This is a genomic window from Streptomyces sp. NPDC087310 (assembly GCF_044744405.1).
Lineage (GTDB): Bacteria > Actinomycetota > Actinomycetes > Streptomycetales > Streptomycetaceae > Streptomyces.
Map to the genome: position 1 here is coordinate 1 of NZ_JBIUYF010000018.1, position 14829 is coordinate 14829.

Below are 14829 nucleotides of genomic sequence, written 5' to 3' on the forward strand. Positions count from 1 at the left end.
GCCGCCAACGGCAGCCACACATCGTCCGCGGATACTTCGGCGGATCCCACGTCCGCTACACCCTCGAATAGAACCGATTGAGTTTCGGATCAATAGAAGACGCGGCCGACGGTCACCACCAAGATCTTCTGCTACGTGTAGCGGATGACCGCGCCGGCGACCGCGGCCTGGCGCCGGTCGTCGTCCTCGTCGACCGGCGCCAGGACCGTGGGGGTTATGTGGGATGTGGGGGCATCGACAGGGTCATGCACGGTTTGAAGCGGCGGGGAATGGAAACTGAGCGGAAGCCACCGCGCCAGTCCCCGATCGCAGATCAGGCGGTGCCGTTCAGGTAGGCAAACTGGCCATAGATCTCGCCGCCCCTGACCTTGTAGACCCAGATGGTGATCGGGGTCCCTTCGGCAATATTGCCCGACTTCCATGCGGAGCAATACGGCGCGTCATGCCCCTCCGTCGTGGCGAGTCGGTCTATATCTCCGTCCCGGCCAATATCCAGCTGCACCTGGATTCCGTACCCGTCTGTGACGTTATCGCAAGCCCTGATCGAGTCACCCGGTATCGAACCGTCCGGATCCGCCTGCCACTGGCCGTACCCGGCACCGGGTATCGTGGCGGTCTGCGCAGCCCACGCAGATCCCTGCATCGTGAACACCAGACCTGCCGCGCCACCAACGGTGATTAGCGCGCGGGTAACCTTGTTCATCTTCATATGCTCCCCTTGAAGGAAGTAGGGCTGGCTGCCCTCAGTGTCGATTTGGCCATCGACCGCCACCGCCGGTTACTCATTGAGCGTTTCCGAACTACGCTCTGGCGAGTGAAGATCGTCTGAATGACCGCGAAGGTCGCGTGAGGCAGTGCGGTGATGCGGTTCGGGCTGATGCGTACCAGGTCCAGGATTCGCCGGCGTTTGAGGACGGCGAAGGCCCGCTCGGCTGGTGCCCGGAGTCAGGCGTGGGCGGAGTTGGTCAGTTTCCCCCGGCCGTTGCGCCCCTTGCCGGCAAACGTATCGCCCTTGGCGAGATGGACCAGCAGCATGACGGCTTGGTCGAAGGTGGTCAGCTTTCGCCAGGGGCCGGCGAGTTCACACCTTCGGGTCCCGATGAGGTCCTCCACCCAGGAAACCAGGGCATCAGGCAGGCCGAGCGTGGCACGATAAGCAACCACGAAGGTCATTGCGATCCGAGCCCCGCCGATATTTGGCGTGACAGGATTTACTTCACCCACACAGATTCGAATTCAGCTTCGTACTACCTTCGAATCTTGCGACCTCAAGTGATATGGCGTAGAGGCCATTCGCCCCGTTCGAGGCGTAAGTGTACCAAGCTCGGCCTGTATCTTTTCCGCCGTACCACGAGCGCCAGGGCCAGTAGGTTTTATTGCCGCTCAGGGCTTCCGATACGAACCGGATTTTTACGTGATGCCCGTCGGCCAATGTGTCGTAGGCGTACAATCCGAGATCTATCGAAGAGCCGGCGGAACTGGATTTCCAGTTGCTGTAATCGAGTTCCCCGTACACCCCGGTCGCCTTGCAGGTGATAGTGCCCGACGCTCCCGCCGCTTGGGCCGTTCCCGATGTGGCGAATGTGGCGAAGAATGCCAGGCCCACGCCTACGGAAAGCAAAGATTTTCTCATGGTGCAATCCCCCTGATTGCTTTACTTTTCCGACTTTACTGCTAAGGTAAATTGCACGCAATTTCCTTGTGTTGCATTCGTGCTCGTCTTGGAAGCGATGCTGCCATGGTTTCGACAGAATGTCTTTATCCGAGAGTCCACACGTCTTGACGCTGCGTCTACAGACATCGTGGAGCGGCAGCATCGACTTACAGCGCCTGGCAGACCGGCGACCTTCCGAAAGGCCGGCAGGTGAGCACGCGGGCAGCGGCGGTCAGGGGGACGCGGTCATGGCCGGCGCGTGCTTGTCCATGTCCTGATGCCGTAGAGGACCCGCGTGGTGCCGCCGTCCGGAAAGAACTGCGCCAGCTCCTGTGCCAGGGCTTCCGCCAGCCGTTCCTCGGTGGTCGTGCCGGACTCGATCGCGGCACCGGCGTTGCTCTGGCTCAACAAGAAATCTGTCAGTTGCCGGAGGGTGAGCGGTACGGGGAACTCGGCCTGTTTCGACGTCACCTCGGTGAATCCGGCTGCAACGGCGGCACCGGGGTCGAAGTGGCCGTGGCGCCGCGGCGTCGGGTATCTGCGGAGGTAGGTCTGCTCGAACCAGGTGGTGAAGTCCGGTACGTCTTCGATGCGGCCGAGGAAGAAGTCGCTGTAGACGGCGAGTCCGCCTCCGGGCCGCAGCACGCGAGCGAGTTCGGCGAACACGGCCGACTGGTCGAACCAGTGGAAAGCGGCACCGACCGTGGCGAGATCGGCCGTCGCGTCGCGCAGTGGGATCCGTTCGGCTGGGGCCACCAGGTAGTGCGCGCCCGGAAACCGCGGTGCCTGGGCCAGCATCGCCGGTGACACGTCGAAGGCGACCACCCGGTGCGCGCGTTCTAGTAGTGCCCAGGTGGAAAGTCCGGTGCCGCAGGCGATGTCCAGCGCCAGACCGGCCGGATCTGCCTGGGCCGCACCGAGGGCGAGGTCGAGTGCCTTGTCCTGGTAGTACCGGCGTCCGCGGGCGTAGCGCCGGGCCATCGGGGCGCTGCCGAACGGGTTGCTCACCTCCGTCATCGGATCACCCTCGCGGTTCCGGTTCGGCCACAGCGCCAGCAGCAGAAGGCTCTGCCGGCGAGGGTACGGCGGTACGGGCCAGGACGGGCGCCATCCCTTCGGTGGCTGCCATCAGCCGACCCGAGTACCTGGGGTCCTCAGCCGCCTCCCGTCCGGCGGGATGGGCGGGCAGGCGGATCGCGTGCTGGAGTGCGGCTCGCAGGTCGGTGATGTGCTGGAGCAGATCGGCGGTGGACTGGTCTCGGGTGGGCATCGGGTCTCCTACGGAGCAGGGTGCCTGGCGTGGCCCGCCCTGTGCCACTTGGTGCCGGGCGGGCCGTACTCCTTCGTCGCCGCTCTGGAAGTCGGCCGCACTTCCTGGGGCGCGCTGCTCGACGCGGTGCGCCTGGGCCCCGCGGACGATGCCACACTCGTGACCGCCGCCCTGCGGCAATGCTCGACTGATCAATCGGCGGGTGCGATGGGCCAGAGCTGCAGGAGCCACTCTTCGACGCCCTCGTAGTACATCTCTTGGGCAGAGCGTGCAGTGGCCTCTGCGCGTCCACGGCAATGGGCTCGCAGACGGTAGTTTGCCGGTGATCCGAGTGGTAGTGGTTCCCCGCTGGGGCTGTGGTCCCACCCGCGCAGTTCCATCCGCCCGGTTTGGCTGACGACGACAGCTTCCTCGACCACATCCCACGGGTGATCTCGCGGAGGGTGGGGTTCGCTCGCCCACACTTCGATGCGGACATCGGGGTGGAAGTCATTGCCTGCGGTCCGGAACAGGGTTCCTCGATCGCCTTCCACCAAGATGCGAGTCGACCCTTTCCAGTTGCCAGGGAACTCTGGGAGAGATGACTCGTCGGCGAGTAGGAACTGGCTGTACTCGACGCGTGGTCGCGTCTGGGTACTGACAAGGGGGCTTGTCGGATCAGCCATGAGATTCGCTTCTTTTCGTGATTGTGATGTCCCGTTCCTGTGGCCGATGGGCTGACTTGCCACAGGAACGGGGCGAGGGCCCCGCCAGGTTACCGATGGTGTCGTGGTGGAATCGGATCAGGTACCCCGACTGGTTCGAGACAGAGCGGGAATTCGGGAAACAGCCGCACCCTGACGTCACCTTGAAAGCCAACCTTTTTCCCTGCCGGTTCGGCTGCGGCCACCCGCAGACATACCCCTGCGGGCAGGTGCTTGCGACGACCGACTTATCCTTGGCGGTTGACTGCGGCGTTGCCGCCGGCGCGGCAACGATTGCACTACTCGGCAACATCCCAGCCGAAGTGCGGCGGCCACCGGTTCCGGGCCCGCGGGCGCCATCGCCGTGGCAGATGCGGTGGCCGTGGGTGCGGCGGGCGCCAGGACGTGGATGGTGCGGACGTTCGCGTCCTTGACCTGCTGGTTGGCCGGGCGATCAGCTTCGGCGCGGTCCAGCGGAGTTTGGTGCCGTAGGCGGGCGCGTCGGGGACGATGTCCAGTTTCCCGCTCTCCGCGTGGAACCTCACGGCCCGGGCGTGCCCGGCGAGTCGGGAGGCTGGATGCCGTTGCGTGGTCCGGGTGCCGGTCATGGCGCCGGGATCAGACGCCAGAGGGACGTGGTCTCGGCGCTTCGTGCTGTGTGGAGTGGGTCGGCGGCATCCTTGGAGCGTGGGTGCCGGGGTTTGGTATCGATCCTGTCCACAACGCGAAGTTGTGCTGCCTGGATAGCGTCGAGCAGCTGCTGACGTGTCCGGAGGCCGAGGTGCTCTGCCAGGTCGGACAGGATGAGCCAGCCCTCGCCGCCTGGTCGGAGGTGGGCGGGCAGTCCGGCGAGGAAGCTGTGGAGCATGGTGCTGTCCGGGTCGTAGACGCCTTGTTCGATGGGGCCGGTCGGACGGGCGGGGAGCCAGGGCGGGTTGCAGACGATGAGGTCGGCGCGGCCCCCGGGGAACAGGCCGGGGCCCGACACCTCGATACGGTCGGTCAACGTTAGCCGGTGGACGTTCTCCTTGGCGCAGGCCAGGGCGCGTGGGCTGATGTCGGTGGCCACGACGTGCCGGATTCCGCGGTGGGTCAGGACCGCAGCGAGGACGCCCGTTCCCGTACCGAGGTCGAATGCCGTACTGATGGCGGGACTGTGCCGGGTCGCCGGCGGCAGTGGCGTGCGGGCGACCAGGTCAATGTACTCACCTCTGACGGGTGCGAACACGCCGTAGTGGGGGTGGATGCGAGTCCCGAGCGTCGGCACGTCGATCCCTTTCAGCCGCCACTGGTGAGCGCCGATCACTCCCAGCAGTTCCCGCAGAGAGACCGCCATGGGCCCCTTTGAGGGGCCGTAAGCTTCCAGACACGCCTGGCGGACGTCGGGAGCCCGGCGCAACGTCAAGGTGTAGTCGTCGTCCAACAGCACCAGGAGCATTCCGAGGACACGGGCGCGGTGACTGCGGCTGTGTCGGTGCAGGTGGAAGGACTCGCTCAGGGAAGTGCTGGACCTGGGTGGCTTGCGGTCGATGCGACGGCCCATCGCCTGCAAGAGTTGCCGGGCGTTGTGGAAGTCGCCTTGCCAGAGTAGGGCCGTTCCTTCGCACGCCTGTCGGTAGGCGTCGTTGGCCTTCATTCGGTCATCGGCGACGACGGTTCGCTGGGGAAGAGGGGCGGCGTTCTCGGAATGCCAGATGGCGGACTGGTGGGTGTGGTTTTCGGTCCAGTGGATGGTGGACACCACGTACTCCTCGTGGTCGAACGTGCAGGGGCACGAAGAGCACTTCGACGAGGAGCAGGCTGAACCCACGCCTGTCCATGGGACAGGCGTGTGCGTTGAAGCAGGTGGCCGTTACCGCTCTCGCGTCGAAGCGCGGGAGCGGACGTCCCAGACAACCATGCCGAGCATCAGGGTGAGCCCTTTCGGAGGAGTGGCAGAAGGCTCGCACAGGTGCTGCTCGGTTGCCAAAAACACCAGCCCTGCCAGGTCAACGGGCCGGCTTCTTCGTCCACTGGCTGGTCCGCAGGTTCTTGCGGGTGAGGCGCCGGGGCATCGTGGTGATGAGGGCCCAGTTCAGGTGTGCTTCGGAGTGCTGCGGTAGAGGTTCGTAGTCGCGTGCGTTGCGGCGGGCGTTCATGCACCAGCCGATCGTGCGCCCGACTTTCCACAAGGCGGGGCAGGACGACGAATCTCTTGGTGCCCTTGGGCAGGGAGACGATGCGCAGGCTCAGTCAGAGCCGGTCGCGGGCCTAGCCGGCGAGGTCGCCGGCGTGGCCGTGGTCGGCCCGGACCTGGGTGATCTGCGGCTGGGTGAGACGCAGCCGCCAGAACACATCGCGCGCGGCGTCACGGTCCTGGACGTCGGCGGGCGGGCGCTCGAAGCGTACGGGCGTCGCTCTCAACTTCCCTGCAAAACCTAGGGGGTTCGAGGTGCCCGAGAGACGTTCGGCTATGCGTTTCCGTAACGCCACTCCGCGACGCCCGCCGCTGGCGGCAGGCCCGCACCCGGTAACGGTCCGAGCAGCACACTGCCGCCCTCGACCGCTCCACCCCCACGGTCCACGACCGTCCGTGAACCGGGCACTCCGCCCGCTCACCACGCTGCAGCGCGGCCACCCGCTGCCGGGTCCGCTTCGGGCTCGCGAGCTGTTCCGAGCGATCACCGACAGCAGCCCCACAGACCGCACCTGATCACTGCTAACCCGCCGATGTCACGAGGCCGTCGGGCAACGAAATGCGAGCTAGCACGGCAGGCTTTTCCATCACGCAACTTCACCGTGAGGTTGGAAACGGCTCAGTGTCTCCGTGCGTGACGGTTAGCCTTTTAGTTCCTCGCTGAATTATGGGAAGTCAGCACTGGCTGATGAAACTTTGGATGCGACCGGTATTCAGGTACAAGTCGCTGACCCATCGATTTCCCAACGGCGAGTAGAGCTTGGCCCAGATGTTGTAGCCTCCGACGCTCGATCCGTATCCCCAGCAGTCGATCTCGACCCTATGCCCATCGGGCAAGGAGTATTACGCCTCCGACTTCGCGGAGCCTCCTGCGTAAGTAGCCAATCCGAGTGAATCAGGCATTCGTGCTGGGTAGGTAGACGGATGCACACGCGGCCGCGCAGGGCCGCACGAGCCAGTGGCGCGGGAGCGTGTCACCAGGAAGCGAGGAACACGTGCAGATGCTCGCTGTGAGCGCGAAGACCAGCCCGTTCGGCGACCGGGAAGAAGAGGAGAGTCCGGTGGACTCCGAAAGCGACGATTCCGGACAGGGATCCGAAGAGCCCGCTGACGAGTAACAAGCCGTACGCCACTGCGCCCCCGGCCCGGCCGAAGCCAGGACGGAGGGGCGCAGTCAGTCGATGCTGTACGGGACGAGTCCGGCGGGGATCTTCTCGGGCGCCTCCTGCCGGGCGGCCAGCAGGGAGCCGACGACACCAACTATCGCGGTGATGACCCCAAGCGCGGTGCCGTCACCGTTGATCCGGTCCCCTGTGTTTCCCGCGCGAGCGGGAGTGAACCGCCTGTGGCCGGTCGTGGTCCGAGCGCGTGAGAGTGATGGCAGCGGAGTAGTCACCGTGGAGCCCGACGGAGGAGCGGTACTTCCCCACGGCCGTGTCGCCACTGCTCCACCATCCGGTGACGGCCGGGCCGCCGGCCGTGAACCGGGCGGCCACTTCGAATCCGACCAGGCCCCCCACGCGCTCCACCGGCGGTCGCCCGTCAGATTCGCGCGGGGACGATCCACACGTCGGAGACGCCGGGCCGCGCCTCCTTGCGCCGCTTGTGGTCTCGGCGGTCGGCGGGCTTTGGCCGACGGCGGACTCCCGGCGCTCCGCGGCCCCCTCCGGGCTGTCCACGGGTGGATCTGACCGGTGACGGGGGAGTCCGCCGAAGATCGCTTCCCGGATCGCCGGGCATCGTTTCCCACCCGTTCCCGTAGGCCAGGATCAGCCGAGTGCGCGTTCAAGGCCGTGCGTCAACTTGCCGCGCGCCTCCCGGACCAGGGTGTAGTAGACGTAATAGCTGTTCCGCTCCGGCACGACCCAGCCGGCTTCCTGCAGAAGCTTCAGATGTTTGGAGATCGCCGCCTCGGTGAGTCGGATCAGTCCTGCTATCTCGCGGGTCGAGCGCGGGCGTTGGGCCAGCAGTTGGAGGATCTGCAATCGAGTCGGGTCACCGGCCGAGCGCAGGAGCTTGAGCAGGTCCCCCGGAGGCACCGGAGCATGGCCCTCCTCCTGCATTTCCGCCAAGGCGTGCACGATCCACAGGGTTTGCCGCTCCTCGCCGTCCACGAGGTCTTTATGGACGAGAACGGTCATCTCCGGCCAGGCGAAGTGGGAAGGGGCGATCAAAACCCGGTCACGCTCGCCCAGGATGAGGTCGAGCAGTTCGCCGCCTCCGCGCGGCCCTATCGACGGAAGTACGACCTCGCCGGTGCTTCGGTCCTCCCGCACCCGGGGAGACACCCCTTCCAGCATCCGGGGCAGGCCGTGCCGGGCCAGCGCCAGGCCCCGGTGGCGGATGTCGTCGCGGAGCCGCGTCTCCTGATCCGGCCAGTCGGGCAGGATACAAGCGCTCCGGTAGGCCGAAAGGAACGCGGCGAAACGCTCCCTGCACTGCTCGGGGTCGGCGATCAGCTCCCGTAACACGGGGAGCGAGGCCGGGCGGCGGGTTTCGACGCGTGCCAGCGCCTCCTCGCGCAGCTCCGAATCCTTGAGAAACGAATCCAGCGGAATCCGGCGCCCCCGGCCGTTCCGTATCAGAGCCGCCTGGATCAACGGCTCCGCGAAGTGCTCAATGGGCGCCTTGCGCAGAGCCGTTGTCTCCTCCTCCCAGGACCACGTCTCCGCCGGTGGCCATATGTCTTGGAAAAGCAGCGGTACGCGCATGTACCAGAAAGAGAATGCCTCACATTCTTCTTTCAGTGCCGAACTCATTCTCGTCCGCGTCCGCACGGCCCATGAAATATGGAGTGGATGATGCTTGACATCGATGAGCACGTGCAGGCTGCGCAGCGTCTCGTACGTCGGCGAGCAGCAGAAAGCCACCTGCTCAAGACCTACGCCATGGAGTCTCAGCCGGACACTCATCGCACACCTCCACCTTTGCTCAACCAGTTGGTTGATCAGTTGATACGGATCATCGGCACAGTCTACGGTCATTTCCAAGCCAACAGGAAAGGGCGTCGGAAAATGGCAATCAGTCGTAGGTCGGTCGTGGGTGGAATAATTCTTTCCCCCGCGGTTTCCATGCTCGGTGGAACAAATATCTCCCATTCCGCCGAGTCCGCTGGTCAATGGCGTTCCTATCACGATTACCTGAGCGAACGTACTGCTGCCGGGGAATTCTCAGGAACGGTCCTGGTCGCCGACGGGGACCGTGGAGGCCGACCTGTGCTGGCGCAGGGCTACGGCATGGCGGACCGGGGGCGCGGGATCGCCAACACCGTACAGACCAGATTCTGCATCGCCTCGATGGGCAAGATGTTCACGGCGGTCGCCGTCGCCCAACTCGTCCAGCGGGGCCGGCTTACGTTCCATGACACGATCGGCCGGTACGTCCCCGGCTTCCCGCCCGAGATAGCCGACCGGGTCACGATCCACCACCTGCTCACCCACACCTCGGGAATGGGCGACGTGCTCTTCCCGCCCAGCGGGGAGGAACCGCCCCACACGCTCGCCGGTCTGATGGAGATCATCGTCGGGAAACCCCTCCTGTTCGAACCGGGTGCACAGTTCGGGTACAGCAACTCCGGCTTCATCGTGCTGGGAGCACTCCTGGAACGGGTCACCGGGCACGACTACGCCGCCCACATCCGTAAACACATCTTCCAGCCCGCCGCCATGACCCGGACCCGCATCGATGTCTACCGGCCCAAGGACGTCTCCGGGATGGCGCACGGCTACGCGCTCGTCGAAGGCACCCTCAAGGACATCAGCGATTCCGTCCAGATCGGCAACCCCTCCGGCGGGGCCTACTCCACGGTGGTCGACATGTACCGCTTCTCCCGGGCCCTGACCCGGCACAGGCTGCTCAGCCCGGCCTTCACCGAAACCGTCATCACCGGCAAGCTGGACATCCCCAGCCACGCCCCCGGGCTCAGGTACGGCTACGGCTTCCTGGAAGAGAAGCGCAACGCCATACGCTTCGTCGGCCACAACGGCGGCACCCCGGGATACCAATGTCAAATGGACATCTACCCCGACCTGGGGCACACGGTCGTCGTCCTGACCAACCAGGACAAGGCCGTCGCCCCCGCAATCATCAGGTCGCAGGAACTCCTGACCCAGTAGCCGCGCGCCCCGGGGCAGTTCGATCCGTTGGACCGGCGGACGAGCATCCCGCCCTCGCTCGTACGAGAGCCCGGCCTCCGCGAAGCCGCAGAAGCCTCGCACCCGGAGTGGGTGCGTTCGCGCAGCCGGGCGACGGTGGTGGCCAATCCGGCACGGATGCCCTCCGGCTGTCTTGGGGTGGATGCCGAGCGGGTCGGCGATGACCATGGGCGGCAGGTCTACCGAGGCGTCCATCATGGAGGGGCTCTGTGCTGCGCGGGCGGAAGAGTGCGCGGGCGGAAGCGTGTGGGCGAGCACGGGTACGCCCTTCGTACCGGGTGAGGGAGCGAGGTCTGCTGCCCGGGGGCCAGTTGGGGCCTCCGGACCCGGGGCAGGACACCGTCGGTCACCTCGTGGTGATCACTCCGGTGATCACCACGACTCGCGCCTCGAAGCAGGAGCGGCTCAAGACGCTCCCACTCCGAAGGGCGGTGGTGGGCTGGTCGGTCAGGGGAGGTGGACGAGGCCGTCGGTGGTGATGGTCGGGCGTCCTGTGGTGCCGACGACGACGATCTTGATGGTGTGTTTGGCGCTGGTGGCCCAGCTCTTGGTCCAGATGGCGTGGCGGTAGGTGGTGGTGGCGGATTTGAGGTCGACCGTGGTGGTCTTGACGCCGTCGACGTAGATGTGGGCCTGTCCGGAGGTGGTGGCGCGGGAGACCACCCAGGCCGCGGATCTGCCGGTGAAGGTCCAGGTCAGGCTGGCGTTCTTGGCGGAGCTGGCGTAGGACTTCCCGCCGAGGTAGTTGGTGGAGGACTTGGTGGTCCAGGTGCCGGTCCTGGCGGCTGCGGTTTCCTGGAGGATGGTCGGCTTTCCGGCCACGGACGCAGCGACCGTGTTGCCGGCCTGGTCGCGGGCCGTCATGTTCCAGGTTGTCGAGGCGCCGGACTTGGCGGTGTGTGCGGCGCTGGTGGTGGTCGGCCCGTACGTCTTGGCCACGGGGGCGGTCAGCAGGACATCCTTGAGCGCCGCCTTGTCGGTGGCCTTCCATCCCAGGGTGAGAGGTACGGCGGTGGTGTTGACGACGCCGGTACGCAGGCTGAGGTTGGGCTTCGTGGTGAAGGTGGGGGCGGTGGTGTCCGCGATGACGGTGGTGGCCTCCGTGGTGACGGCCTTGCCGGACTGGTGCACCGCGCGCACGCTGATCTTGTGGCTGCCAGGGGTGAGCGTCACCTTGGCGGAGCCGGCGGTGCCTGCGGTCTTGGCGGCGGCGATGCCGTCGACGAGGACCTCGTACTGCCTGATGAGTGAACTCGGCGTCTTGGACGACCAGTTCACGGTGACGGCGGACTTGGTGTAGTAGGTCGTCCCGGACTTCGCGGCTCCGGTGAGGGAGGTGAGGGCCAGTCCGGTGACCGGGCCCGCGGTCAGAGTGCGCAGGGCGGGCAGTTGGTTGTAGAAGGAGTTGCCGGGGCACTGCGTGTTGTAGCCGTCGCGGTGGCCGTGGACCGTGGGGAAGGACAGCTTGGCGCCCTTGGCCCAGGTCTTGCCGGTGAAGCTGCGGCCGCTGTCACCGGCGGTGAGTGTGGTGGTGCCGGCCGGGTCGACACCATACTGCCCGAGCTTCCAGGCGGCGACACGGGCGACGGACGTCATCGCGGCCTGGGCGGGCGCGGTGTCGGTGTAGGTGCCCAGGACCGAGATCCCGGCGGTCTCGGCGTTGAAACCATAGGCGTGCGCGCCCTGCACGGGCTGGCCGATGCCGCCCTTGCGCCCCTCGTAGACGGTGCCGCACTTGTCGACGAGGAAGTTGTAGCCGATGTCCTTCCAGCCCAACTGCTTGACGTGGTAGGCGTAGATGCCGCGTACGACGGCGGACGCCTGGGCGCAGGTGTACGTGTTGGACTCGGCGGTGTGGTGCACCACCACGGCCTTGACCTTGCCGTCGGGGAGGTAGCCGGGTTCCTCCGGGCTGATCGACTCGTCCGCTCCCCAGGCCGCCCGGGATGTCACGGGCGGCTGCGGCACGGTGGAAGGACGGTCGGGCGGCACCGATGTCGTCGGTGCCGGGGCTGACGGTGCCGGGGTGGACGTGTCAGGGGCGGACGGCGTCGGCGTACCGCCGGACGGCGCGTCGGACGGCGGCACTTCGGCGGACGGAGGTGTGCTCGGCGTGTCGTCCGCCGTCTCCTCCGGGGCCTCGGGGGCCGGGGGTTCCGCCGACGTCTGCTCCGAGGGATCGGCCGTGGGCGAGCCCTCACTGGGCAACGGCGTGGTGTCGGAGGAAGGCGGCTCCTCGTCCCCATCGACGCTGAAGGACGCCGGATCCATCGAGGTGACCGAAGCCGCGCCCGGGTCGATCATGTCCAGCCGCAGACCCTCGGGCAGCCCCGCGGCCGTCCGCGCACCCGAACGCACCCGCGCCTCGACACTGTCGGACGGCCCCACCCAGGCCGGCTCCGTACCGCCCCGGGCCGCTCCCCGCTCACCCTGCCCGCTGTCCCCGTCCAGCCGCAGCCACGACGACCACGTCCCGGACCCCGACGCACGCGTACGGACCTCCACCGTTCCCGTGGCCCGCGCGGCGGGATCGGTCCACGTCACCCCCACCATGCTGAACGGCGCGGTCTCCCGCCGCGCCAACGACGCGCTACGGCCGTCCCTGTCCGCCGTCAACTCGGCCGTACGCGCCTGCGCCCTGACCGGGCCGGCCTTGCCCTCGGCCGCGTCGCCCTTCCCCGCGTCGTCGGGCAGTGCCTGGAACACCAGCACCCCTGTCACCCCGGCCACCACCGTCGCCGCTGTCATCCAGATCCGTCTTCGCGCCACGCGACCCCACCCCTTTTATCCGACTTCCCCACCGGAAACCGGAAACCGGCAACTGGCAACTGGCAACCGGATGCACCCAACAGCACACTCCCGGTGCACCCCTGGGCGAGAACGTACACCGATTCCCCCGGACTCCCTCACATCGCCGGTCCCAAGTGGGCATCAATCTGAAAGAGTTGGGTATGTGGGTCCCCCTTGCCTCGGCGACAGGCTGTTCCACCGCCGACGAAGATCCACCCGACCATGAACGAGCCCGGTTCCGCATGGCGTGCGGAACCGGGCGCAAAGGGTCGGTCAGACCGGATCCGGACCGTTGGTCTCGGCGATTTCCTCCCGGAGGGCCTTCCGCTTCTTCTTGGAGAGAGAGTCACCGTTCACGCTGTGCACGCCCCAGGGAATGGGGCACGGCCCTTCGTGCGAGGAGTCAGGGCACAGCACTTCCACCAGCCGGTCCATCACTTCCTCATGCTGGGCGGCTGTCGCCGGTAAGGCGATGTTCACCTGCCACAGCTCGGGTTCCGCTCTCGTGCCGGCGACTTCCGCCTCGGCTTCGCTCAGGATGTGGTCCTCGTTCCGAACTAGGCTAAGGGCTGTCCCGTAACCGCAGGTTGCCGCAGGCCCTGGGCCGTTCCTGTCCTGAGTGCCAATCGGCCACCGTGGGCATTGTCAGTGGGCGCGGGCACACTGCTGGCATGAGCGTTTCTACGTCTACCGAAGCCCATGCGTCCGACACCTCTCCTGTCTGGGTGGAGTCGATGGGCGGGCCTTTGCTCGTCGTCCCCGTCTCCGCGTTGGCCGCATGGCGTGGGTGTACGGAGACCGGAGTCATGGCAGGAGACGCCACCGCTCCAGACGACTACGACCGAGCCTGCGCGGTGGACGATCTGGCCGGTGTGATCACTGTTGGCGAGAACGGTGCGCAGGCACTGGTGCTGGCGGACGAGCCGGCCACCAGCTGCTATCTACCCGAGCATCGGGCCTTCCTGCGGTGGCTTGCCGCCGACTCCGAAGCCGAGCTGAAGGCGGCGGCCAGGGCTGTGCTCGCAGACCCCGCCACCGAGTGGGAGGAGTGCGGCACGTGGTTCTCAGATGGTCCAGCCACACTCATGGACTCCACCGAAGCAGGCTCCGAATTGGACATCGAATATCCCGGCGGCGGGATGCCCTCCCAGGCATCGGTTGCGCTGCCCACCGGCTGCTGGAGGGTCCGAGCCACCCATACCAAGGCGGACGAAGAGAACTGGGTCGGCCTGGTCCAGATCCTGCCCATCGAATCGTGAAACGGTCAGTTGCTTCGGTTGAGTGCGGTCACGCGCTGCGCGCAAGGTTGTGTGGACGGGCGATGCCGAGGACCGCGTGGTGGACACCTTCGCCTTTCAACCGGCAGTCCCGGAGGGTCTTCCACGTCTTCATCCGCGCGAAGGCATGCTCGACGCGGGCGCGGACCTGCTTGTGTGAGCGGTTGTGCTCCTGTTTCCAGGCAGGCAGTTCCTCGCCCGCCCGCCGACGGTGGGGCATGGCGACGCCAGCGCCGGGACAGCCGCTGTCGGCAATGGTCATGGTCTTGCCGACAGCGGCCTTTACTCCAGATTCCTCCTATGCCTTGCAGTCATTGCGGTTGCCCGGCAGCGGTCGGCCGGCCAGGCCGACGAGGCAGATGTCGGCGTCGATGACGACCTGTGGTCGCAGCGCGAGGAGCGGGCCGACCTGATCGATGATCCGGTCGACCGCGGACTTCGGGATCCCGAACAGCGGAGCCAGTTGGCGGATCGTCAAGTTCGTCCGCCAGTACGTCGTGACCAGCAACACCCGGTCTTCCAACGGCAGGCTCCATGGCCGACCTCGACGCCCGGCATCGCTTCTTCGCGGCGCAGCGCAGTGACCAACGTACGGAAACAGCGCGGGCTCAAGCCGGTGAACGGGCCTGTCCAGGACGGCTCCGACGCCGTAATCACACCAGCCACATCAAGATCGTCTCACCTGTGGTCAGCCATAACGGGACAGCCCTTAAAGGGTGTTGCACAAGGTTCAGTTCTGGGCATTTTGTCTGTATGGGTGGGGTGTTGCGGGCTGAGCCGGTCTGGGTGGAGACGTTCACGGGCTTGCGGATGGATCGGTTCGCC

General features: G+C 66.4%; 13 protein-coding genes and 1 pseudogene. 2 read left to right on the plus strand and 12 right to left on the minus strand.

The features are described from left to right. Positions 1-313 precede the first annotated feature (313 nt). From ACIO3P_RS38495 to ACIO3P_RS38535, 9 genes are all read right to left on the minus strand, one after another. Complete coding sequence (locus ACIO3P_RS38495) at positions 314-772, minus strand: hypothetical protein (RefSeq protein ID WP_401856006.1); 459 nt, start codon at positions 770-772, stop codon at positions 314-316. A 173-nt stretch (positions 773-945) separates the two neighbouring features. Next, positions 946-1173, minus strand: coding sequence for a hypothetical protein (locus ACIO3P_RS38500; protein ID WP_329827620.1), 228 nt, complete (start codon positions 1171-1173; stop codon positions 946-948). 727 nt (positions 1174-1900) lie between these two features. After that, positions 1901-2671, minus strand: a complete 771-nt coding sequence (locus ACIO3P_RS38505) for a class I SAM-dependent methyltransferase (RefSeq protein ID WP_401856003.1) — start codon at positions 2669-2671, stop codon at positions 1901-1903. A gap of 4 nt (positions 2672-2675) precedes the next feature. Further along, positions 2676-2924: a hypothetical protein gene (locus ACIO3P_RS38510; RefSeq protein WP_401856009.1), complete on the minus strand. Its 249-nt coding sequence runs from the start codon at positions 2922-2924 to the stop codon at positions 2676-2678. Positions 2925-3581: 657 nt separating this feature from the next. Beyond that, positions 3582-3920 (minus strand): peptidase inhibitor family I36 protein, encoded by a 339-nt coding sequence (locus ACIO3P_RS38515; RefSeq protein ID WP_401856000.1) that lies wholly within the window; start codon positions 3918-3920, stop codon positions 3582-3584. A 291-nt stretch (positions 3921-4211) separates the two neighbouring features. Continuing rightward, entirely contained in the window at positions 4212-5348 is a 1137-nt protein-coding gene (locus ACIO3P_RS38520; RefSeq protein ID WP_401855998.1) for a methyltransferase, read from the minus strand. A 247-nt stretch (positions 5349-5595) separates the two neighbouring features. Continuing rightward, positions 5596-5745, minus strand: coding sequence for a hypothetical protein (locus tag ACIO3P_RS38525; protein ID WP_401855995.1), 150 nt, complete (start codon positions 5743-5745; stop codon positions 5596-5598). Positions 5746-5857: 112 nt separating this feature from the next. Continuing rightward, a complete protein-coding gene (locus tag ACIO3P_RS38530; RefSeq protein WP_401855993.1) occupies positions 5858-6010 on the minus strand; it encodes a hypothetical protein in 153 nt (50 codons plus the stop codon). Positions 6011-7552: 1542 nt separating this feature from the next. Then, positions 7553-8695, minus strand: coding sequence for a DUF5937 family protein (locus ACIO3P_RS38535; protein ID WP_401855991.1), 1143 nt, complete (start codon positions 8693-8695; stop codon positions 7553-7555). A 159-nt stretch (positions 8696-8854) separates the two neighbouring features. Between ACIO3P_RS38535 and ACIO3P_RS38540 the strand changes: the two genes are divergently transcribed. Then, a complete protein-coding gene (locus ACIO3P_RS38540; protein WP_401978295.1) occupies positions 8855-9898 on the plus strand; it encodes a serine hydrolase domain-containing protein in 1044 nt (347 codons plus the stop codon). A 486-nt stretch (positions 9899-10384) separates the two neighbouring features. On the opposite strand, the gene ACIO3P_RS38545 is transcribed toward ACIO3P_RS38540, so the two are convergent. Further along, positions 10385-12685 carry an N-acetylmuramoyl-L-alanine amidase gene (locus tag ACIO3P_RS38545; protein WP_401855986.1) on the minus strand — a complete coding sequence of 767 codons (2301 nt, stop codon included), beginning with the start codon at positions 12683-12685 and terminating at the stop codon, positions 10385-10387. Positions 12686-13000: 315 nt separating this feature from the next. Further along, positions 13001-13207, minus strand: a complete 207-nt coding sequence (locus tag ACIO3P_RS38550; protein WP_401855984.1) for a hypothetical protein — start codon at positions 13205-13207, stop codon at positions 13001-13003. Positions 13208-13461: 254 nt separating this feature from the next. Between ACIO3P_RS38550 and ACIO3P_RS38555 the strand changes: the two genes are divergently transcribed. Continuing rightward, positions 13462-13986, plus strand: coding sequence for an Imm21 family immunity protein (locus ACIO3P_RS38555; RefSeq protein WP_401978297.1), 525 nt, complete (start codon positions 13462-13464; stop codon positions 13984-13986). 28 nt (positions 13987-14014) lie between these two features. On the opposite strand, the pseudogene ACIO3P_RS38560 reads toward ACIO3P_RS38555, so the two are convergent. Next, a pseudogene (locus tag ACIO3P_RS38560) lies at positions 14015-14670 on the minus strand (transposase family protein). Positions 14671-14829 lie beyond the last annotated feature (159 nt).

Bases quoted from the DNA above. Each gene is read 5' to 3' on its own strand.
- ACIO3P_RS38500 (WP_329827620.1), bottom strand. From the start codon at position 1,173: ATGACCTTCGTGGTTGCTTATCGTGCCACGCTCGGCCTGCCTGATGCC.
- ACIO3P_RS38505 (WP_401856003.1), bottom strand. From the start codon at position 2,671: ATGACGGAGGTGAGCAACCCGTTCGGCAGCGCCCCGATGGCCCGGCGC.
- ACIO3P_RS38510 (WP_401856009.1), bottom strand. From the start codon at position 2,924: ATGCCCACCCGAGACCAGTCCACCGCCGATCTGCTCCAGCACATCACC.
- ACIO3P_RS38515 (WP_401856000.1), bottom strand. From the start codon at position 3,920: ATGTTGCCGAGTAGTGCAATCGTTGCCGCGCCGGCGGCAACGCCGCAG.
- ACIO3P_RS38525 (WP_401855995.1), bottom strand. From the start codon at position 5,745: ATGAACGCCCGCCGCAACGCACGCGACTACGAACCTCTACCGCAGCAC.
- ACIO3P_RS38535 (WP_401855991.1), bottom strand. From the start codon at position 8,695: ATGAGTGTCCGGCTGAGACTCCATGGCGTAGGTCTTGAGCAGGTGGCT.
- ACIO3P_RS38540 (WP_401978295.1), top strand. From the start codon at position 8,855: ATGCTCGGTGGAACAAATATCTCCCATTCCGCCGAGTCCGCTGGTCAA.
- ACIO3P_RS38545 (WP_401855986.1), bottom strand. From the start codon at position 12,685: ATGACAGCGGCGACGGTGGTGGCCGGGGTGACAGGGGTGCTGGTGTTC.
- ACIO3P_RS38555 (WP_401978297.1), top strand. From the start codon at position 13,462: ATGGGCGGGCCTTTGCTCGTCGTCCCCGTCTCCGCGTTGGCCGCATGG.